This window comes from Gordonia sp. LMA484 (assembly GCF_058129505.1).
Genome location: NZ_CM176700.1, coordinates 1465453 through 1485134 on the forward strand (window position 1 = coordinate 1465453; position 19682 = coordinate 1485134).

Below are 19682 nucleotides of genomic sequence, written 5' to 3' on the forward strand. Positions count from 1 at the left end.
TTTTCGGTCGGTTGCGGATCAGTTGTCGGTGATCTTGACGAGCTGCTTGCCGACGTTCTCGCCGGTGAAGAGGCGTCGCAGCGCACTGGGCGCATTCTCGAGACCCTCGACGATGTCGATCTGGTTGTTGATCTTTCCTTCGGCGGCCCAGGTCGCGAGATCACCGATCGCCGCCTCCGCCCGATCGAGGTGGTCGAAGACCAGGAAGCCGCGCATGGTGGCGCGCTGCAGGGTGAGGTTGAAGACGTTGCGCACCGGGACCAGTCCCTGGGACTCGCTGTAGCCGGAGACCGACCCACAGAGCGCGACCCGGGCGCCGACCGCGATGTGTGCGAGCGCCGCATCGAGGATCTCTCCGCCGACGTTGTCGAAGATGACGTCGATGCCGTCCGGGCACGTCGCACCGAGCCGGGCGTCGACGTCCTCGTTCTTGTAGTCGATCGCATCGTCGAGGTTGAGTTCGTCGCGCAGCAGCGCGCACTTGCGGGGTCCGCCCGCGATGCCCACGACCCGGGCGCCCTTGATCCTGGCGATCTGGCAGGCGACCGATCCGACCGCTCCGGCCGCACCCGAGACCACCACGGTGTCGCCGGCCTTGATCTCCGCCACGTCTTGGAGGCCGATGTACGCGGTGAGCCCGGTGATGCCGAACAGCGACAGTGCAGTCGGCGCGTCGACGCCCGCCGGGACGGTTACCGGAGGGATGAGGCCGGCGAACGGCGACCCGTCGCTGACCGCGTAGTCCTGCCAGCCGAAAGCGCCGGACACCACGTCACCCACCTGGAAGTCGGGGTGGCGGGACTCGACGACCTCGCCGACCGACGCGCCGACCATCATCTCGCCGATCTCGACCGCCGGGATGTAGCTGTCGAACTCCATGTAGGTGCGCTGGGCGGGGTCGCAACTCAGCCAGCGGTTGCGAACGAGGAACTGACCCTGGGCGATCGATGGCACGGGCTCGACCTCCAGATCGAAATCCTCGGGGCCCACGATTCCCGAGGGGCGCCTGGCGAGCAGCCACCTACGGTTCTTCTCTGTCATGACCAACTATCACTTTCTGTTCAGACTGTGATCTGTCACCAATCGATGTCAGTGAAGTGAGTTTGCGCGCTCCGAGATAGGGGAGTATTGACAGCAGAGCCCATGTTTTTGACAGTAGAGAGCATGTCTGTGATCAGGGGCACGTCGATGCGCGGTTATCCGGAAGTGGTGGCCGAGTTGGGCGGCGACCCCGATGCGCTGCTCACATCCGCAGGCATTCGGTTGGCTGATGTCGGCAATTTCGACGCATTCATCACCTATTTGGCGCACATCGACGCAATCGAATCGGCGGCCAGGGCGACGCAGACACTCGACTTCGGCCGTCGGCTCGCCGAGCGTCAGGGCATCGAGATGTTCGGGCCGGTCGGTGTCGCCGCCCGAACGGCGAAGTCCGTGGCCGGGGCGATCGATATCTTCGAGAGCTATCTGGGCACGTACAGCCCGTCGAATTCGGTGGTGATCGACCCGGGCGACGAGACATCGTTTCTGGAGTTCAAGATCCTGATTCCCCATCCGCCCGCATGTCCGCAGACATTCGAACTGGGGCTGGGTGTGATGCTGCGGGTGTTGCGATTCCTGCTCGGGTCCGGATATGCACCGACGACGGTGCACATTCCGCACACCCCACTGGTCTCGCCGGAGGAGTACCGGCAGTACTTCTCCTGCACACCGAAGTTCTCCGCGCAGCGAGCCGGGATGACCGTGCTGGCCTCCGAGCTGCAGCGGCCGCTGGTACGCGACGACATGGCTCATCGCGTCGTGCTGGAGTACCTCGACACCGTCATCGACCGGCACCGGCCGACGATGTCGTCGTCGATACGTGAGCTCGTCCGGCAACTGCTGCCGACGGGTTCGGCCACGGTCCCGATCGTCGCCGAGCAGTTTCGTTTGCATCCGAATACGTTGCGACGTCGACTCGTCTCCGAAGGGACGACCTTCAACGCGCTTGTCGATGACGTGCGGCGCGAGATGACCGTGCGCTACTTGCGTGATACCGACATCGCACTGAGCCACCTGGCCCGGGAACTGGGCTACGCCGAGCAAAGCGTGCTGTCCCGATCGTGTCAGCGCTGGTTCGGCGACAGTCCGGCGTCGCTGAGGCAGTCGCTGAGACGGCAGTGGCAACACGCGATACCGCCCAGTGCCGCACCGTGAACCCATCAGCGCGCATGCGGGTCCGCCGAAAACGGCGCAGGCCGCGGTGCACGCCATCGGGTGGCCCGAGCCGGTCACCACTGCGATTCGCGCGTGACGTGTGACCTCACCGCCGTGCGCAGGCGGTGGTGGGGTCCCGGGCGGCACATGGAACAATTGAGCACTGTGTTGCGCTGGATAACCGCCGGAGAGTCTCATGGCCCGGCCCTGGTCGCCATCGTCGAGGGGATGGTGGCCGGAGTGGAGATCACCTCGTCCGACATCGCCGAACAACTCGCGCGCCGTCGGCTCGGCTATGGCCGTGGTGCGCGGATGAAGTTCGAGGCGGACAAGATCACCGTCGTCGGCGGTCTGCGGCACGGCCGCACGATGGGCGGTCCGGTCGCGGTCGAGATCGGGAACACCGAGTGGCCCAAATGGGAAACGGTGATGGCGGCCGATCCGGTCGATCCGGCCGAACTCGAGGGCAGTGCTCGCAACGCGGCGCTCACCCGCCCGCGGCCCGGCCATGCCGATTACTCCGGGATGCTCAAGTACGGATTCGACGACGCACGGCCGGTGCTCGAACGCGCCAGTGCACGGGAGACGGCGGCGCGCGTCGCCGCCGGAACGGTCGCACGGAACTTCCTTCGTCAGGTGTTCGGGATCGAGGTGCTCTCGCACGTCATCTCGATCGGCGCGAGCGAACCCTACGACGGTCCGGCACCGCGGTTCTCCGACCTGCCCGCGATCGACGAGAGCCCCGTCCGTGCGTTCTCGGCGGAGTCCGAGCAGCAGATGATCGCAGAGATCGAGGCCGCCAAGAAGGACGGTGACACTCTCGGTGGCGTCGTCGAGGTCGTCGCCACCGGTGTTCCGGTGGGGCTCGGCTCCCACGTCAGCGGGGAGACCCGCCTCGACGCTCGCCTGGCCGGCGCGCTGATGGGCATCCAGGCGATCAAGGGTGTCGAGGTCGGCGATGGTTTCACGACCGCGCGGCGTCGCGGCAGTCAGGCGCACGACGAGATGGTGCCCGGGCCGGACGGCATCGCGCGGTCGACCAACCGCGCCGGCGGTCTCGAAGGTGGTATGACCAACGGTGAGGACGTGCGTGTACGGGCCGCGATGAAGCCGATCTCGACCGTGCCGCGCGCGTTGTCCACCGTCGACATGTCCACCGGCGACGAGGCCGTCGCGATCCATCAGCGTTCCGACGTGTGCGCGGTGCCCGCCGCCGGTGTGGTCGCCGAGGCCATGGTCGCGCTGGTCCTCGCGCAGGCCGCGCTCGACAAGTTCGGCGGCGATTCGGTCGCCGAGACGGCCGGCAATCTCGCCGGATACCTGAAGGCCATCGAACTCCGGCCGCCGCGCTCATGACCGTTCCGAGAACCGATCGGCGGCCGGTGGCCGTCCTCATCGGCTTCATGGGGGCAGGCAAGTCGACCGTCGGCCGCATCCTGGCCGAACGTCTCGGGGTCGACTTCGTCGACACCGACGCCGAGGTCGTACGTACCACCGGCCGTCCGATCCCGGAGATCTTCACCACCGACGGACCCGAGCGCTTCCGCGAGATCGAGCGGGACGTGGTCCTCGACGTCCTGAGTTCACACGGTGGCGTCGTCGCGCTCGGCGGTGGTGCGGTGATGACTCCCGCGGTCGCCGAGGGGCTGACCGGTCACCGCGTGGTCTATCTGGAGATCTCCGCCGACGACGGTTTCGCCCGCGTCCGTGACAGTGACCGCCCGCTGATCGCCGGTGAGGACCCACATCAGCGCTACGGCGATCTGCTCGCCGAACGACACGAGACCTATGCGAGCACGGCCACATTCGCCGTGGACGCCGCGGCCGGCGACCCCGGCGAGGTCGCCGATGCGATCATCGCCGTCCTCGCCCGCACCCGCATACCAGAAAGGGCATCGACCACATGACCGAGCCGGTAGCGATCACGGTGAATGCCGGAGCACCCTACGACGTGATCATCGGTCGGGGACTGCTCGACGACGTGGCCGTGGCGGCAACCGGGGCGGATCGGATCGCGATCCTCTACCAGCCGACCTTGGCGCAGACCGCGGAGCAGATCCGGGAATTCCTCGCCGACAAGGGTTTCGACGCCCATCGGGTGGAGATCCCGGACGCCGAGGCCGGCAAGGACCTGTCGGTGGCCGCGTTCTGCTGGGACGTGTTCGGCCGGATCGGGCTGAAGCGCAACGACAAGGTGATCAGCCTGGGTGGGGGAGCCGCGACCGACCTCGCCGGGTTCGTGGCGGCGACCTGGATGCGGGGCATCGGGGTCATCCACATCCCGACGACGCTGCTGGCCATGGTCGACGCGGCGGTCGGCGGGAAGACCGGCATCAACACCGACGCCGGCAAGAACCTCGTCGGCTCGTTCCACGAACCCGATGCCGTCCTGATCGACACCGCGACGCTGGAGACCGTGCCGCACAACGAGGTCGTCGCCGGACTGGCCGAGGTGATCAAGACCGGGTTCATCGCCGACCCCGTCATCCTCGACATCATCGAGGCCGACCCCCAGGCGGCGGTCGACACCGCCGGCACCGTGCTGCCGGAACTCATCCGGAGGTCGGTACAGGTGAAGGCCGACGTGGTGTCGGCCGACCTGAAGGAATCCTCGCTGCGCGAGATCCTGAACTACGGCCACACGCTGGGCCACGCCATCGAACGACGTGAGCGTTACAAGTGGCGCCACGGTGCGGCGGTGTCGGTGGGGCTGGTCTTCGCAGCGGAGTTGGCACGCCTGGCCGGCCGCCTCGACGACGCCACCGCCGACCGCCACCGGACCGTGCTGGAGATGGTGGGGCTGCCGACGACCTACGACGCCGACGCGCTGCCGGACCTGCTGGAGACCATGTCCGGGGACAAGAAGAACAGATCCGGCGTGCTGCGATTTGTCGTCCTCGACGGTCTGGCCAAGCCCGGTCGACTCGAGGGTCCCGACCCCGGCCTCATCGCCGCCGCATACTCGGCGATCGGGGGCGACGCGACGTCGGCCGCCGTGCTCCTCTGACGTACGTATTCACACACCGAACGCCCGCCGACTCGTTGTCGCGGGCGTTCGGTGTATTCCGGGGGGCGGTGTCAGCTCGGCACGTGTTCGCCGTCCCGATCGGGATGCACCGACCAGTCGTCCTCGTCGTTCTGGCCCTTGCGCTGGTCACGGCGGATCAGCCAGCGGCCGATCGCGGCGCCGACGAAGGCGGGCGCAAAGATCAGCAGCGCGGTGAACGAGCCACCGGCGACGATCTCGATGAACAGCCCGGACTCGCCGATTCCCGCGAAGAAGAATCGCCCGAGCACCCAGCAGATGATCCCGGCCAGCACACCGGCGAGCAGGCCCGCTTGTAGCCAGCGCACGGTGAGGTCGTCGTAGTCGTCCGGATCGGGATTGGCCCGCGCGTCCGCCATGCCGTCGATCCCGCCCCAGATGAGGGCGATGAGGACGACCGCGCCGATGGCGATCGTCTTCCAGACGGTGGTGTGCAGAGGTGCGTTGACGACGGCCACTCCGAGCAGGACGCGAGCGAGGACGTGTACGGCGGTCATGACCAGACCGCGCGGCAACCACGAAGACATAGCCGACAGGGTACGCAATGTAGAACGTGTTCGAAAACACATCCCCACCCACCGGGATATCCGGTGGTGAGCTCAGTCGTCGATGCCGTCCGGCGAGGCCGATGCGATCAGCGAGAGTGCTTGCAGGGTTCTCAGGAACCCGGCCCGGTCCGCGTCGGGAAATCGACCCAGAAGTCGCTCCTCGCTCGCGCGGATGTCCCGTCGGGCCGTGTCGCGCACCGAACAACCCCGATCGGTGATCGAGAGCAGGCGGACACGCCGATCGTCCGGGTCCGGGATCCGCTCGATGAGTCCGTCGTCCTGCAAGCGGTCGAGCACCGGTATCAGCCGTGATTTGTCGGCACCGATCGCCGCCGCGAGCGCCGCCTGCGACCGCGTCGGTTCGGTTTCGAGGTTGCGCAGCACCACATAGCCCCACATGCTCAGTCCGTGTGTCTCGAGAACCGGAACCTCGAGGCGGGTCAGCGCGCGACCGAGTGGCACGACCATCTCGGCGAGGTCCGGTCGCTGATCGGTGTACTCGGTCGGCATGGGTCAAAAGATACATATCGACATATCGTATGCGGGCACATACGATATGTGAATGAATACTATTGTGGACAACAATCGACGAGCGGTCGATCACACCGTCGAGCTGGTCGCCGGCATCAGGACGGCCGATCTGTGTCGCGCGACGCCGTGCGCGGGATGGGATCTGCGTGCCCTGCTGGGGCACATGACGGCGCAGCACCGTGGTTTCGCCGCCGCCGCGCGCGGACGCGGTGCCGATCGCGCAGCCTGGCAGTCCCCGACCGGATCGCCCGATCCGGTCGGGGACTATCGAGCCGCCGCGGCCGAGCTCCTCGTGGCCTTTGCCGAGGCCGACGTGAGCGATCGGGCGTTCGTGCTGCCCGAGATCGGTGGTGACCAGCCGATCCCGGGCGGACGGGCCGTTGCGTTCCACTTCCTCGATTACTTCGTCCACGGTTGGGATATCGCCCGGACCATCGGACGGCCGTTCGACGCGGACGATGATCTCGCGCGGGCGGCCCTCGACATCGCGCGCCTGGTGCCCGACGGCGCGGCGCGGACGCGACCCGGCGCTGCATTCGGGCCGCAGTTGCCGGCATGCGGAGGATCGCCGCTCGACGATGTCCTGCGGCTACTCGGGCGCTCGCCGTCCTGGACTAACTTGGAGGGATGTCTGCCGACGGGATGACCAGTGATCATCGCGCGCGCCGCGACCGGCTGCGCGCACGGCTCGCCGAGTCCGACCCACCAACCGAGTCCTTCGTGGTCAGCGATCTCGTCAATGTGCGCTATCTGAGCGGATTCACCGGCTCCAACGGAGCGGTGTCGATCTCGGCGTCCGATCCCTCCGCCGACCGCATCTGTACGGACGGTCGCTACCTCACCCAGGTGGCCGAGCAGGCCGGTGACCTCGAACCGGTGATCGCCCGCAACTGCCTCGCCGAGCTAGTCATCTTCGCGTCGGATGGGGGTGCGGCCGCCATCGGTTTCGAGGCAGATGCCGTCACGGTGGCCGAGCACCACGCGCTCCTGACGCGTGTGTCCGACGCGGCGGACGGCTCACACGCCGAGTTGGTCGGTGTCACCGGATTGGTCCAGGGGCTCCGCGAGATCAAGGACGACGCCGAGATCGAACTGCTGCGTCGGGCCTGCGAAGTCGGCGATCGGGCACTGGCGACGATCATCGACCGTGGCGTGATCCGACCCGGCGCGACCGAGCGTGAGGTCGCGCGAGCACTGGAGTGGGAGATGTTCGCGCTCGGCGCGGATGGGATCGCGTTCGAGACGATCGTTGCTGCGGGGCCGAACTCGGCCATTCCGCATCACCGACCGACCGACGCAGTCCTGGCCGACGGCGATTTCGTGAAGATCGACTTCGGATCGGTGGTCGGCGGTTATCACTCGGACATGACGCGGACCTATGTCCTGGGCCGAGCGGCTGACTGGCAACGCGAGATCTACGACCTGGTCGCGGTGGCCCAGGCGGCCGGCCGAGCCGCGCTGCACCCGGGAGCACAGTTGCGCGAGGTCGACGCGGCCGCCCGCTCGGTGATCGCCGATGCAGGTCACGCCGACCACTACGTCCACGGCCTCGGTCACGGCGTCGGACTGCAAATCCACGAAGCGCCGGGAATCGGTGCACTTGCGACGGGTACACTGCCTTGCGGCGCAGCGGTGACCGTGGAACCCGGCGTCTACCTCCCCGGGCGAGGTGGCGTCAGGATCGAGGACACACTCGTCGTCACGGACGACACGCCGGAACTGCTGACCGCCACCGACAAGGCATTCACCGTCATCTGACGTCTCGGCACGGGCGCACGGCCCACGACCGCCGACACGAGACGGACCGGGCCACACCGACACGACCGACGAACAAGAGGAAGAGAACACATGGCGACCACCGCCGATTTCAAGAACGGCCTCGTGCTGCGCATGGACGACCAGCTCTGGCAGATCCAGGAGTTCCAGCACGTCAAGCCCGGCAAGGGCCCGGCCTTCGTACGCACCAAGATCAAGAACGTGATGTCCGGGAAGATCGTCGACAAGACGTTCAACGCCGGCGTCAAGGTGGAGACCGCAACCGTCGACCGTCGCGACATGACCTACCTGTACAACGACGGCACCGACTTCGTGTTCATGGACGCCCAGGACTTCGAGCAGATCTCGATCCCGCCGGCCACCATGGGTGACGGCGCCCGGTTCCTGCTGGAGAACATGACGGTGCAGGTGTCGATGCACGAGGGCAACCCGCTGTTCGTGGAACTCCCGGTCACTGTCGAGCTGCTCGTGGAGCAGACCGACCCGGGCCTGCAGGGCGATCGTTCCACCGGCGGCACCAAGCCGGCGACGATGGAGACCGGTGCGGAGATCCAGGTTCCGCTGTTCATCAACACCGGTGACAAGCTGAAGGTCGACTCGCGCGACGGCAGCTATCTCGGTCGCGTCAACGCCTGATTCGCATCCCGTGAAGCAACCCGGTACCCGACACAAGGCCCGCCGCCGTGCGGTCGATCTGCTGTTCGAGGCGGAGGCCAAGAACGTCAGCCCGACGCAGCTGGTGAGCGAGCGTCGTGAGTATGTCCGTGACGACGAGAGCGTCGGCACCATCCACGACTACACCGCGACCGTCATCGAGGGCCTCGGCGCCGATCTCCCGCAGATCGACGCCGTGGTCTCCTCGCACCTTCGTGGCTGGACCCTCGAGCGGCTTCCCGCAGTCGACCGGGCGATCCTTCGCCTGGCCACCTGGGAGTTGTTCAACTCCCTCGACGTCGACCCCGTCGTGATCGTCGACGAGGCGGTGGAGTTGGCGAAAGAGCTCTCCACCGATGACTCGCCGGCGTTCGTCAACGGGGTCCTGGCGAAGATCGCGGAGCTCGCGCCGCAGGTGCGTGCGGCCGGGCGTGACTGAACCGGCCGCATTGACGAACGCCACTGCTCACCGGCTCGGTCGTCGACGATGCGACGTGTAGAGTCTTTCGCGACAGACATCCTTTAACGATCCGTCCGGCGAGGCGGAGAAGGAGGTCGGCATGGCCATGTCATCAGATGGTGCCCAGCCAACCGATGGTTCCCGACCCACGGGCCGGGTGCTCCTCGACGATTCCGACGTCTCCCGGACCATCGCGCGGGTCGCACACGAGGTCATCGAGAAGACGGCACTCGACGCGCCCGGCGCCCCCCGCGTGGTCATCATCGGAATCCCTACCCGCGGCACGTATCTCGCTTCCCGTCTGGCGGCGAAGATCAACGATTTCGCGGGAACAGAGGTGCCCGTCGGATACCTCGACATCACCCTCTACCGCGACGACCTGCGCGCGAAGCCACACCGTCCGCTGGAGCGCACCGTGGTCCCGACCGGGGGTGTCGACAATGCCGTGGTGATCCTGGTCGACGACGTCCTGTTCTCCGGTCGCACGGTCCGGGCCGCCCTGGATGCGCTGCGTGACCTCGGTCGCCCGGCCGCCGTCCAGCTGGCGGTCCTGGTCGATCGCGGACATCGCGAACTCCCGCTGCGCGCCGACTACGTCGGCAAGAACATCCCGACCTCGCGGGACGAGTCGGTCTCGGTGCATCTCCAGGAGCATGACGGGGTCGACGAGGTGGTGCTGAGTCCCGCGCCCGCCCAGTCGGCACCGGAGACAGGGGGCGGCCGGTGATGCGCCACCTGCTGTCCACCCAGGATCTGTCGGCCGATGAGGCAACCGAACTCCTCGACGAGGCGGAACGTTTCGAACAGGCCCTCACCGGACGCGAGGTGCGCAAGCTGCCCACCCTGCGGGGCCGCACGGTCATGACCGTGTTCTACGAGAACTCCACCCGAACCCGGGTCTCCTTCGAGGTCGCCGGGAAATGGATGAGCGCCGACGTCATCAACGTCAGCGCGTCGAGCAGCTCTGCCGGCAAGGGCGAGTCATTGCGGGACACCGTCAAGACCCTGCACGCTGCCGGCGCCGACGCGCTGATCGTGCGGCATCCCGCATCCGGGGCGGCTCACCAGATCGCTGCCTGGACGTCCGGCGACGGGGACTCGTCCACCGGACCCAACGTGATCAATGCCGGTGACGGTACCCACGAACATCCGACCCAAGCGCTCCTCGACGCCCTGACACTCCGGCAGCGACTCGGCGGTCTGCAGGGCCGGCGGATCGCCATCGTCGGCGACATCCTGCACTCACGCGTGGCGCGGTCCAACGCGCATCTGCTCTCGACGCTGGGTGCCGAGGTGGTGCTGGTGTCGCCGCAGACACTGTTGCCCGTCGGGGTCGAGGAGTGGCCGGTCGTCGTCTCCCACGATCTGGATGCCGAACTACCGGCGGTCGACGCGGTGATGATGCTGCGTGTCCAGGCGGAGCGGATGAACGGCGGATTCTTCCCGAGTGCCCGCGAGTACTCGGTCCGATACGGACTCAACGACCGGCGGATGGCGCTGCTCGCCGACAACGCGGTGATCTTGCATCCCGGTCCGATGTTGCGCGGCATGGAGATCGGGTACTCGGTGGCCGATTCGCCGCGGGCGACCGTTCTCGAACAGGTCCGTAACGGTGTGCATGTACGGATGGCGGTGCTGTTCCGCCTCCTCGTCGGCACAGACAACACAGGAGCTCAGTGAGTGGAGATGGCAAGGTGAGTGCTCCGACAACCGGTTCGGTCCTGATCGCCGACGTCCGGCCGTACGGTGATGGCGATCGGGTCGATGTCCTCGTCAGCGACGGACAGATCAGCGAGATCGGGCCCGGCCTGACCGCTCCCGACGGGGTGGACCGCATCGATGGTGGCGGCGCGATCCTGTTGCCCGGGTTCGTGGATCTGCACACTCACCTTCGCGAGCCGGGGCGCGAGGACACCGAGACCATCCGCACCGGGTCGGCGGCCGCCGCGCTCGGTGGGTACACGGCGGTGTTCGCGATGGCCAACACCGATCCCGTGGCCGACAACTCCACGGTCACCGACAACGTGTGGCGCACCGGACGTGACGTCGGCCTCGTCGACGTCTACCCGGTCGGAGCGGTCACGGTCGGGCTCAAGGGCACTCAGCTCGCCGAGATGGGCATGATGGCCGCGGGCGCCGCCGGGGTCCGCATGTTCAGCGACGACGGCAAGTGCGTCGACGACCCGCTGCTGATGCGCCGCGCACTCGAGTATGCGAAGAGCCTGAACGTGCTCATCGCCCAGCACGCCGAGGAGCCCAGGCTCACGGTGGGAGCGATCGCGCACGAGGGCCCGAACGCCTCTCGGCTCGGCCTGACCGGGTGGCCGCGCGCGGCCGAGGAGTCGATCGTCATCCGCGACGCATTGCTGGCCCGCGACGCCGGCACCCGGGTCCACATCTGCCATGCCTCCACCGAGGGCACCGTCGAACTGGTGCGGTGGGCGCGGGCACAGGGAATCTCGATCAGCGCCGAGGTCACGCCGCACCACCTGTTGCTCGACGATTCGCGGTTGGCCACGTACGACCCGGTGAACAAGGTCAATCCGCCGCTGCGTGAGTCCCGCGACAAGATGGCGCTGCGCCAGGCGCTCGCCGACGGTGTGATCGACTGCGTCGCAACCGATCATGCGCCGCACGCGGCGCAGGAGAAGGCCTGCGAGTTCGCCCTGGCACGCCCGGGCATGCTCGGCCTGCAGACCGCGCTGGCCATCGTCGTCGAAACCATGGTCACCCCCGGTCTGCTGGATTGGCGTGGGGTTGCGCGAGTGATGAGTGAGCGTCCCGCACAGATCGTCGGACTCACCGATCAGGGGCGCCCGATCGACGTCGGCGAACCGGGCAACCTCACCCTGGTCGACCCGGACACATCCTGGGTGGTCCATGGTGACGAGCTCGCGAGCCTGTCCACCAACACGCCGTTCGAGGCGATGACGATGCCGGCGACGGTCTCGGCGACGGTGCTGCGCGGGGTCGTGACCGCCCGCGACGGCAAGGTCGCCCGATGAGCGGGTTCGAGGTCGTCGTCGTGGTGATCGTGGTGCTGGTATGGCTGGGGCTGATCGCTCTGGTCATGCGTGGCTGGCGCAACCGGGGCCGTCGGCAGTCCGACCTGATCGGTACCCCGCCCGCGGTGCCCGATGGCCTGCCGGCCCCCACACGCGGACCGGACTCCGGGCTCTACGTCGGCAGCACGATCGCACCGAGCTGGCAGGACCGGGTCGCCGTCGGCGATCTCGGTGACCGGGCCGCCGCCGCGATCTCGTCCTATCCGCAAGGCATTCTCATCGAACGACAGGGCGCATCCGACATCTGGATACCGCGACCGTCGATCACCGCGATCCGCACCGAACGAGGCCTGGCCGGCAAGGTGATGACCGCCGACGGTGTGCTGGTGATCCGCTGGGTGCTACCGAGTGGAACCGAGATCGATTCCGGCGTGCGCGCCGACGACAAGAGCAGCTATCCCGGCTGGGTGACCGAGGACCCGCGCCCCGACACCGCCGACGGTCACACCGACGTCGCCGAACCCGGGAACACCGACGCCCGAGACACCGAAACCGAAGGGGCAGGGTCGGGACCCGAGCACATCGAACAGGGGAAAGATCAATGAGCACAGCAGTTCTGGTGCTGGAGAACGGACAGGTCTTCCGTGGGCTCCCGTACGGGGCGGTGGGTGAGACGCTCGGTGAGGCGGTGTTCTGCACCGCGATGACCGGGTACCAGGAGACCCTGACCGACCCGAGCTATCACCGTCAGATCGTGGTCGCCACCGCACCGCAGATCGGCAACACCGGGTGGAACACCGAAGACGGGGAGAGCACCGGTAGCGCCGGCAGTGACTCGTCTGTCGGTGACTCCGGCAAGATCTGGGTTGCCGGTTACGCGATCCGCAATCCCACTCGGCGCGTGTCGAACTGGCGGGCCACCACGTCGCTGGAGGACGAGCTGCGCCGCCAGGAGATCGTCGGCATCGCCGGGATCGACACCCGCACCGCGGTCCGCGTACTGCGCGACCACGGGTCGATGCGGGCCGGGATCTTCTCCGGGGCGGCACTGGCCGGCGACGACGAGCTGGTCGCCCGCGTGCGCAGCCAGCCGGAGATGAAGGGGGCCGACCTCGCCGGTGAGGTCACGACCGATTCCGGCTATGTGGTCGAACCCGAGTATGGCGAGGCGCGCTTCACGGTCGCCGCCCTCGACCTCGGCATCAAGACCAACACCCCGCGGATGTTCGGTCAGCGCGGTGTCCGGGTGCACGTCCTGCCGTCCACTGTCGGCCTCGATGCGATCACCGACCTGAAACCGGACGGGGTGTTCCTGTCCAACGGCCCGGGCGATCCGGCGACCGCCGACGCCATGGTCGAGCTGACCCGGGGCGTGCTGGGCGAGGGAGTGCCGCTCTTCGGGATCTGCTTCGGCAACCAGATCCTCGGCCGCGCATTCGGTCGCAGCACCTACAAGATGAAGTTCGGGCACCGGGGGATCAACATCCCGGTCATCGATCATGTCACCGGCAAGGTGTCGATCACCGCGCAGAACCACGGCTTCGCGCTCGAGGGGGAGGCCGGCGAGGAGTTCGACACCGACTTCGGTCGAGCCCGGGTCAGTCATGTCTGCGCCAACGATGGCGTCGTCGAGGGTGTGGAACTGCTGTCCGGACAAGCGTTCTCCGTCCAGTACCACCCCGAGGCCGCGGCCGGCCCGCACGACGCCGCCTACCTCTTCGACAAGTTCGTCACCCGGCTCGAGGGTGGCTCAGCACAAGGAGCGAGTGCCTGATGCCGCGCCGTACAGACATCTCCCACGTCCTCGTGATCGGCTCCGGCCCGATCGTCATCGGCCAGGCGTGCGAGTTCGACTACTCGGGCACCCAGGCGTGCCGGGTGTTGAAGGCCGAGGGCCTGCGCGTCAGTCTGGTGAACTCGAACCCGGCGACGATCATGACCGACCCGGAGTTCGCCGACGCCACCTACATCGAACCGATCACCGCGGAGTACGTGGAGAAGGTGATCGAGGCCGAACGCGACGCCGGGCATCCCATCGACGCCGTGCTCGCCACCCTCGGCGGGCAGACCGCACTGAACACGGCCGTGGCCCTGCACGACCGTGGGTCGCTGGAGAAGTACGACATCGAGCTGATCGGCGCCGACTTCGACGCCATCCAGCGCGGCGAGGACCGGCAGATGTTCAAGGACATCGTCGCCAAGGTCGGCGGCGAGAGCGCGCGTTCGGCGGTCTGTCACACGATGGACGAGGTCCGCGACACCGTCGCCGAACTCGGGTACCCCGTCGTCGTGCGGCCGTCGTTCACCATGGGCGGACTGGGTTCCGGTATGGCCTACAACGAGGCCGACCTCGAGCGCATCGCCGGCGGAGGTCTCGCCGCGTCCCCGACCGCCAACGTGCTCATCGAGGAATCGATCCTCGGCTGGAAGGAATACGAGCTCGAGCTGATGCGCGACAACCGCGACAACGTGGTGGTCGTCTGTTCGATCGAGAACCTCGATCCGGTCGGTGTGCACACCGGCGACTCGGTGACCGTCGCGCCGGCGATGACCCTGACCGACCGCGAGTACCAGATCATGCGTGACCTCTCGATCGCGATCCTGCGTGAGGTCGGCGTCGACACCGGCGGCTGCAACATCCAGTTCGCACAGGATCCGCGTGACGGGCGGCTCGTCGTCATCGAGATGAACCCGCGGGTGTCGCGCTCGTCGGCACTGGCGTCCAAGGCGACCGGCTTCCCGATCGCCAAGATCGCCGCGAAACTGGCCATCGGGTACAGCCTGGACGAGATCGTCAACGACATCACGAAGGAGACGCCTGCCTGCTTCGAGCCGACGCTCGACTATGTCGTCGTCAAGGCGCCGCGCTTCGCCTTCGAGAAGTTCCCCGGCGCCGACGACACACTGACCACCACCATGAAGTCGGTGGGCGAGGCGATGAGCCTGGGCCGCAGCTTCGCCGAGGCGCTCGGCAAGGTGATGCGCTCGCTGGAGACCAAGGCCGCGGGCTTCTGGACCGAACCGAACCGGCCGGATCCGGCGAGCATCGACCTCGACGGCCTGCTCGAGTCGCTGAGGGTGCCCAAGGACGGCCGCCTCTACGGGTTGATGCTCGCCTTCGAAGCCGGTGCGTCGATCGAGCAACTGTACGAGGCGACCGCCATCGACCCGTGGTTCCTGGCCGAGATCGGCGGGATCGCCGCGCTCGGTTCCGCGATCCGCGACGCGGACTCCCTCGACGAGGCGTTGTTGCGCGAGGCGAAGAGCGCCGGCTTCTCCGACCGGCAGATCGCTGCGCTGCGTGACGATTTCGCCGACGAGGCCGCGGTGCGCGAGTTCCGGCTCGGGGCGGGAATCCATCCGGTCTACAAGACCGTGGACACCTGTGCCGCGGAGTTCGAGGCCAAGACGCCATATCACTACTCGACCTATGAACTCGATCCGGCGGCCACCAGTGAGGTTGCGCCGCAACCGGATCGTCCCAAGGTGCTGATTCTCGGATCGGGGCCCAACCGGATCGGCCAGGGCATCGAGTTCGACTACTCGTGCGTCCATGCCGCCCTCACGTTGTCGGAGGCCGGCTACGAGACGGTGATGGTCAACTGCAATCCGGAGACGGTGTCCACCGACTACGACACGGCCGACCGACTCTACTTCGAGCCGCTGACCTTCGAGGACGTCCTCGAGGTCTACCGAGCCGAATCGGAATCAGGGACCGTGGCCGGCGTGATCGTGCAGCTCGGCGGGCAGACCCCGCTGGGCCTCGCACATCGCCTCGCCGCCGCCGGCGTCCCGATCGTCGGGACGAGCCCGGAGGCCATCGACCTCGCCGAGGATCGTGGCGAGTTCGGCAAGGTCCTCACCGCCGCCGGGCTGCCGGCGCCCGCGTTCGGCACCGCGACGAGCTTCGCCGAGGCCCGCGACACCGCGGCGCGTATCGGCTACCCGGTACTGGTCCGGCCCTCGTATGTGCTCGGTGGCCGCGGGATGGAGATCGTCTACGACGAGCAGTCCCTGGAGAACTACATCTCGCGTGCCACCGAGTTGACGGCCGACCATCCGGTGCTGGTCGACCGGTTCCTCGAGGATGCGGTGGAGATCGACGTCGATGCACTGTGCGACGGCAACGAGGTCTACATCGGCGGCGTGATGGAACACATCGAGGAGGCGGGCATCCACTCCGGTGACTCCGCGTGTGCGCTCCCGCCGGTGACTCTCGGACGCTCCGATCTCGCCATGGTGCGGGCCTCGACCGAGGCCCTGGCGAAGGGCATCGGGGTCCGTGGGCTGCTCAACGTGCAGTACGCGCTCAAGGACGACGTGCTCTATGTTTTGGAGGCCAATCCGCGTGCCAGCCGCACGGTGCCGTTCGTGTCGAAGGCGACCGCGGTATCCCTGGCCAAGGCGTGTGCACGCCTGATGCTCGGCGAATCGATCGCCGAGCTGCGCAATCAGGGCCTGCTCGAGGCCACGGGCGACGGCGGTGAATCACCGACGCACGCACCGATCTCGGTGAAGGAGGCGGTGCTGCCGTTCAACCGCTTCCGCCGTGAGGACGGGAGCGGGGTGGATTCCCTGCTCAGCCCGGAGATGAAGTCGACCGGCGAGGTGATGGGGATCGACGCCGACTTCGGCCGCGCCTTCGCCAAGTCGCAGACCGCCGCATACGGGTCGTTGCCGACGTCGGGCGCGGTCTTCGTGTCCGTCGCCAACAAGGACAAGCGCGCGCTGATCTTCCCGGTGAAACACCTCGACGACCTGGGATTCGAGATCCTGGCGACCGAGGGAACCGCAGATGTGCTGCGGCGCAACGGGATCGAATGTCGTACCGTCCGCAAGCATTTCGAGGCCGGTGACGGGGAACCGACGATCGTCGACATCATCCGGGCCGGCGAGGTCGCCATGGTGATCAACACTCCGTATGGCAACTCGGGCCCGCGTGTCGACGGCTACGAGATCCGCAGCGCCGCGGTGTCGGTGAACATCCCGTGCATCACCACTGTGCAGGGCGCCAGCGCGGCCGTACAGGGGATCGAGGCGGCCATGAACGGTCAGATGGACGTGCAGTCGTTGCAGCGGCGCCACGCGGTACTGGTGAACCGGGGATGACCGGTAGCCCCGCCCACGGATTCGCACCCCGATTCCGAGGCGCGGTCTCCGCGCGCGGCCGACTCTGCGCCGGTATCGACCCGCACCCCGAGCTGCTCGAGCAGTGGGGCCTCCCGATGTCGTCGGACGGGCTGTCGCGGTTCGCGCAGATCTGCGTCGAGGCGCTGGCGCCCGTCGCCGCGGTGATCAAGCCGCAGGTGGCGTTCTTCGAGGTGTTCGGGGCATCCGGGTTCGGTGTGCTGGAACGGGTGATCCGCGGCTGCCAGGAGTCCGGAGCGCTCGTTCTCGCGGACGCGAAACGGGGCGACATCGGCTCCACGATGGCCGCGTACGCGTCGGCCTGGCTCGACGACTCCTCGGCTCTGTGCGCCGACGCGGTCACCGTGTCGCCCTATCTCGGATTCGGATCGCTCTCGCCGGCGATCACCGCGGCGCGGGAGGGGGATCGGGCAGTGTTCGTGCTCGCGCGGACCTCGAACCCCGAGGGCGCGGAGATCCAACTCGCCGACACGGGCGGGCGAGGCGTGGGCCAGAGCATCGTGGATGCCGCCGCGACCGAGAATGCCGACGCCACCGCGACGGTCGGACTCGTCGTCGGTGCGACGCGCGCGCACGGTCTCGACCTCTCCGCACTCGACGGGCCCATCCTCGCGCCCGGGCTCGGTGCACAGGGCGCGACGGCCGCCGACCTTCCCGAGGTGTTCGCGGGCGCCGACACGCAGTGGGTGTTGCCCGCCAGCAGTCGCGGTGTGCTGCGGGCCGGGCCGGACGTCGGGGCGCTGCGCTCGGCGTTCGAGACCGCGCGCGACGAGGTCGAGGCAGCGTTCGGCTGAGCCCGCGAGGTGTCCGTGGGAGCTGCGGTGGACGGCGCGGGGTGGCGCGACACGCGCGACGGTGAATCTGATTCCTCAAAAATCCTGGTCCTCACTTGCGTCACACGTGTATCAGCGCTGGCAGGGGCTGAAATTGCCGTGCCGTCGAGGCGGCCTGACGGACGGCCGGACGGACGGGGCGCTGACCTGCATCGATTCAACAAAAGCCGAAGTCAGGGGCCTGCGATCAACGCGTGTCGGGACAGTCGGCTAGGTTCGAGGGGCGAGGGACGCTACAACACTCGATTTCCTGGATTTCGAAGGGGTGGCACTCGCAAATGCCTGCTCACGTGGGTACGGTCGCTTTCGCCGCATCATTCGGCGGCGGTGGCACCGCTCATCGCGACCGCCACGGTCGTGCAGGCGACAAACCGCCATCAGGAGCCCTCGGGCACCTGGTGACTTTCCAATCGAAGACACGAAAGACGGAGGAACCCGTGGCCCTTCCGCAGTTGACAGACGAGCAGCGCGCTGCCGCGTTGGAGAAGGCAGCTGCCGCTCGGCGGGCCCGCGCCGAGCTCAAGGAACGCCTGAAGCGCGGCGGCACCGACCTCAAGCAGGTGCTCAAGGACGCCGAGAACGACGAGATCCTGGGCAAGATGAAGGTCTCGGCACTGCTCGAGGCCCTGCCGAAGGTCGGCAAGGTCAAGGCGCAGGAGATCATGACCGAACTGGAGATCGCACCGACGCGTCGCCTGCGCGGTCTCGGCGATCGCCAGCGCAAGGCGCTGCTCGAGAAGTTCAGCTCCTGATCGAGCGACACGAACAGCCGAGCGTGATGACGGCACAGGTTCGGCGGTGACCCGCCCGACACCCGAGCAGCCGCACACCGCGAGCACGAGGGGCCGACTGGTGGTATTGGTCGGCCCCTCGGCCGTGGGGAAGTCCACCGTGGTGGCCAAGGTGCGTGAGATGCTCCCGCAGATGCACTTCAGCGTGTCCGCGACGACGCGCGCGCCCCGGCCGGGTGAGGTGGATGGTCGCGACTACCACTTCGTCGGCGCCGACGAGTTCGACCGGATGATCGCCGACGGCGCGCTGCTGGAGTGGGCGGAGATCCACGGTGGCCTGCAGCGATCCGGCACCCCGCGGGACCCCGTCGTCGCTGCGCTGGAGCAGGGCCTGCCGGTTCTCGTCGAGGTCGACCTGGTCGGTGCCCGCAACGTGGTCCGCCGGCTGCCCGAGGCGATCAGCGTGTTCCTGGCCCCTCCCACATGGGACGATCTGGAGGCCCGGCTCCGTGGTCGTGGCACCGAGACGGACGAGGTCGTGGCCCGCCGACTGGAGACCGCGCGCACCGAGATGGCGGCACAAAACGAGTTCGATCACGTGCTCGTGAATCGCGAAGTCGACCAGGTGGCCTCCGAGTTGGTATCCTTGCTGGTCGGGTCCGACGAGTCGACCACGCCGCCGACTTCCGCCCGACAGTCGACCTCAGACGTTTGAGAAGAGCCGACGACCTGCCGTTCGCAGCAGGTCGTCGTC

Annotated in this window: 20 protein-coding genes; 17 read left to right on the forward strand and 3 right to left on the reverse strand. The window is 67.7% G+C overall.

Translation table 11 applies throughout. The annotated features are described in order from the left end of the window. Window positions 1-18: 18 nt before the first annotated feature. Entirely contained in the window at window positions 19-1041 is a 1023-nt protein-coding gene (locus tag AC4AMJ_RS06220) for an NADP-dependent oxidoreductase (RefSeq protein ID WP_489917536.1), read from the reverse strand. A 123-nt stretch (window positions 1042-1164) separates the two neighbouring features. Here AC4AMJ_RS06220 and AC4AMJ_RS06225 point away from each other — a divergent pair, with 123 nt between their 5' ends. The 4 genes from AC4AMJ_RS06225 (at window position 1165) to aroB (ending at window position 5203) form a co-directional block, all read left to right on the forward strand. Beyond that, the gene (locus tag AC4AMJ_RS06225; RefSeq protein ID WP_489917537.1) at window positions 1165-2196 is read left to right on the forward strand and encodes an AraC family transcriptional regulator; all 1032 of its coding nucleotides are present in this window, start codon (window positions 1165-1167) and stop codon (window positions 2194-2196) included. A gap of 147 nt (window positions 2197-2343) precedes the next feature. After that, complete coding sequence (aroC, locus tag AC4AMJ_RS06230; protein ID WP_489895018.1) at window positions 2344-3552, forward strand: chorismate synthase; 1209 nt, start codon at window positions 2344-2346, stop codon at window positions 3550-3552. Continuing rightward, complete coding sequence (locus AC4AMJ_RS06235; protein WP_489895020.1) at window positions 3549-4103, forward strand: shikimate kinase; 555 nt, start codon at window positions 3549-3551, stop codon at window positions 4101-4103. The genes aroC and AC4AMJ_RS06235 overlap by 4 nt, the downstream gene beginning before the upstream one ends. After that, window positions 4100-5203 carry a 3-dehydroquinate synthase gene (aroB, locus tag AC4AMJ_RS06240; protein ID WP_489895022.1) on the forward strand — a complete coding sequence of 368 codons (1104 nt, stop codon included), beginning with the start codon at window positions 4100-4102 and terminating at the stop codon, window positions 5201-5203. The genes AC4AMJ_RS06235 and aroB overlap by 4 nt, the downstream gene beginning before the upstream one ends. Window positions 5204-5274: 71 nt before the next feature. Here the strand turns inward: aroB and AC4AMJ_RS06245 are convergent, their stop codons facing one another. Both AC4AMJ_RS06245 and AC4AMJ_RS06250 read right to left on the reverse strand, forming a co-directional pair. Continuing rightward, window positions 5275-5769, reverse strand: a complete 495-nt coding sequence (locus AC4AMJ_RS06245) for a B-4DMT family transporter (protein WP_489917538.1) — start codon at window positions 5767-5769, stop codon at window positions 5275-5277. Window positions 5770-5841: 72 nt separating this feature from the next. Continuing rightward, the gene (locus AC4AMJ_RS06250) at window positions 5842-6300 is read right to left on the reverse strand and encodes a MarR family winged helix-turn-helix transcriptional regulator (protein ID WP_489895026.1); all 459 of its coding nucleotides are present in this window, start codon (window positions 6298-6300) and stop codon (window positions 5842-5844) included. A gap of 52 nt (window positions 6301-6352) precedes the next feature. Here AC4AMJ_RS06250 and AC4AMJ_RS06255 point away from each other — a divergent pair, with 52 nt between their 5' ends. The 13 genes from AC4AMJ_RS06255 (at window position 6353) to gmk (ending at window position 19643) form a co-directional block, all read left to right on the forward strand. Next, a complete protein-coding gene (locus tag AC4AMJ_RS06255) occupies window positions 6353-6967 on the forward strand; it encodes a TIGR03086 family metal-binding protein (protein WP_489917539.1) in 615 nt (204 codons plus the stop codon). Further along, a complete protein-coding gene (locus tag AC4AMJ_RS06260; RefSeq protein ID WP_489917540.1) occupies window positions 6949-8079 on the forward strand; it encodes a M24 family metallopeptidase in 1131 nt (376 codons plus the stop codon). Before AC4AMJ_RS06255 ends, AC4AMJ_RS06260 begins: the two co-directional genes overlap by 19 nt. A gap of 90 nt (window positions 8080-8169) precedes the next feature. Continuing rightward, the gene (gene efp, locus AC4AMJ_RS06265) at window positions 8170-8733 is read left to right on the forward strand and encodes an elongation factor P (RefSeq protein ID WP_489917541.1); all 564 of its coding nucleotides are present in this window, start codon (window positions 8170-8172) and stop codon (window positions 8731-8733) included. Window positions 8734-8743: 10 nt separating this feature from the next. Continuing rightward, the gene (gene nusB / locus AC4AMJ_RS06270; protein WP_489917542.1) at window positions 8744-9190 is read left to right on the forward strand and encodes a transcription antitermination factor NusB; all 447 of its coding nucleotides are present in this window, start codon (window positions 8744-8746) and stop codon (window positions 9188-9190) included. A 127-nt stretch (window positions 9191-9317) separates the two neighbouring features. Beyond that, the gene (gene pyrR / locus AC4AMJ_RS06275; RefSeq protein WP_489900863.1) at window positions 9318-9938 is read left to right on the forward strand and encodes a bifunctional pyr operon transcriptional regulator/uracil phosphoribosyltransferase PyrR; all 621 of its coding nucleotides are present in this window, start codon (window positions 9318-9320) and stop codon (window positions 9936-9938) included. Further along, window positions 9938-10891, forward strand: a complete 954-nt coding sequence (locus tag AC4AMJ_RS06280; RefSeq protein ID WP_489900864.1) for an aspartate carbamoyltransferase catalytic subunit — start codon at window positions 9938-9940, stop codon at window positions 10889-10891. Before pyrR ends, AC4AMJ_RS06280 begins: the two co-directional genes overlap by 1 nt. Before the next feature lie 14 nt (window positions 10892-10905). Further along, window positions 10906-12216: a dihydroorotase gene (locus tag AC4AMJ_RS06285; RefSeq protein WP_489895034.1), complete on the forward strand. Its 1311-nt coding sequence runs from the start codon at window positions 10906-10908 to the stop codon at window positions 12214-12216. Continuing rightward, window positions 12213-12821: a PH-like domain-containing protein gene (locus AC4AMJ_RS06290; protein ID WP_489895036.1), complete on the forward strand. Its 609-nt coding sequence runs from the start codon at window positions 12213-12215 to the stop codon at window positions 12819-12821. Before AC4AMJ_RS06285 ends, AC4AMJ_RS06290 begins: the two co-directional genes overlap by 4 nt. After that, complete coding sequence (gene carA, locus AC4AMJ_RS06295; protein ID WP_489917543.1) at window positions 12818-13990, forward strand: glutamine-hydrolyzing carbamoyl-phosphate synthase small subunit; 1173 nt, start codon at window positions 12818-12820, stop codon at window positions 13988-13990. Before AC4AMJ_RS06290 ends, carA begins: the two co-directional genes overlap by 4 nt. Continuing rightward, window positions 13990-17325, forward strand: coding sequence for a carbamoyl-phosphate synthase large subunit (gene carB, locus AC4AMJ_RS06300; protein WP_489917544.1), 3336 nt, complete (start codon window positions 13990-13992; stop codon window positions 17323-17325). The genes carA and carB overlap by 1 nt, the downstream gene beginning before the upstream one ends. Then, complete coding sequence (gene pyrF, locus AC4AMJ_RS06305) at window positions 17322-18158, forward strand: orotidine-5'-phosphate decarboxylase (protein ID WP_489917545.1); 837 nt, start codon at window positions 17322-17324, stop codon at window positions 18156-18158. The genes carB and pyrF overlap by 4 nt, the downstream gene beginning before the upstream one ends. A 476-nt stretch (window positions 18159-18634) precedes the next feature. Then, the gene (gene mihF / locus AC4AMJ_RS06310) at window positions 18635-18949 is read left to right on the forward strand and encodes an integration host factor, actinobacterial type (protein ID WP_012834141.1); all 315 of its coding nucleotides are present in this window, start codon (window positions 18635-18637) and stop codon (window positions 18947-18949) included. 46 nt (window positions 18950-18995) lie between these two features. Then, complete coding sequence (gene gmk, locus AC4AMJ_RS06315; RefSeq protein WP_489895045.1) at window positions 18996-19643, forward strand: guanylate kinase; 648 nt, start codon at window positions 18996-18998, stop codon at window positions 19641-19643. Window positions 19644-19682: the final 39 nt, after the last annotated feature.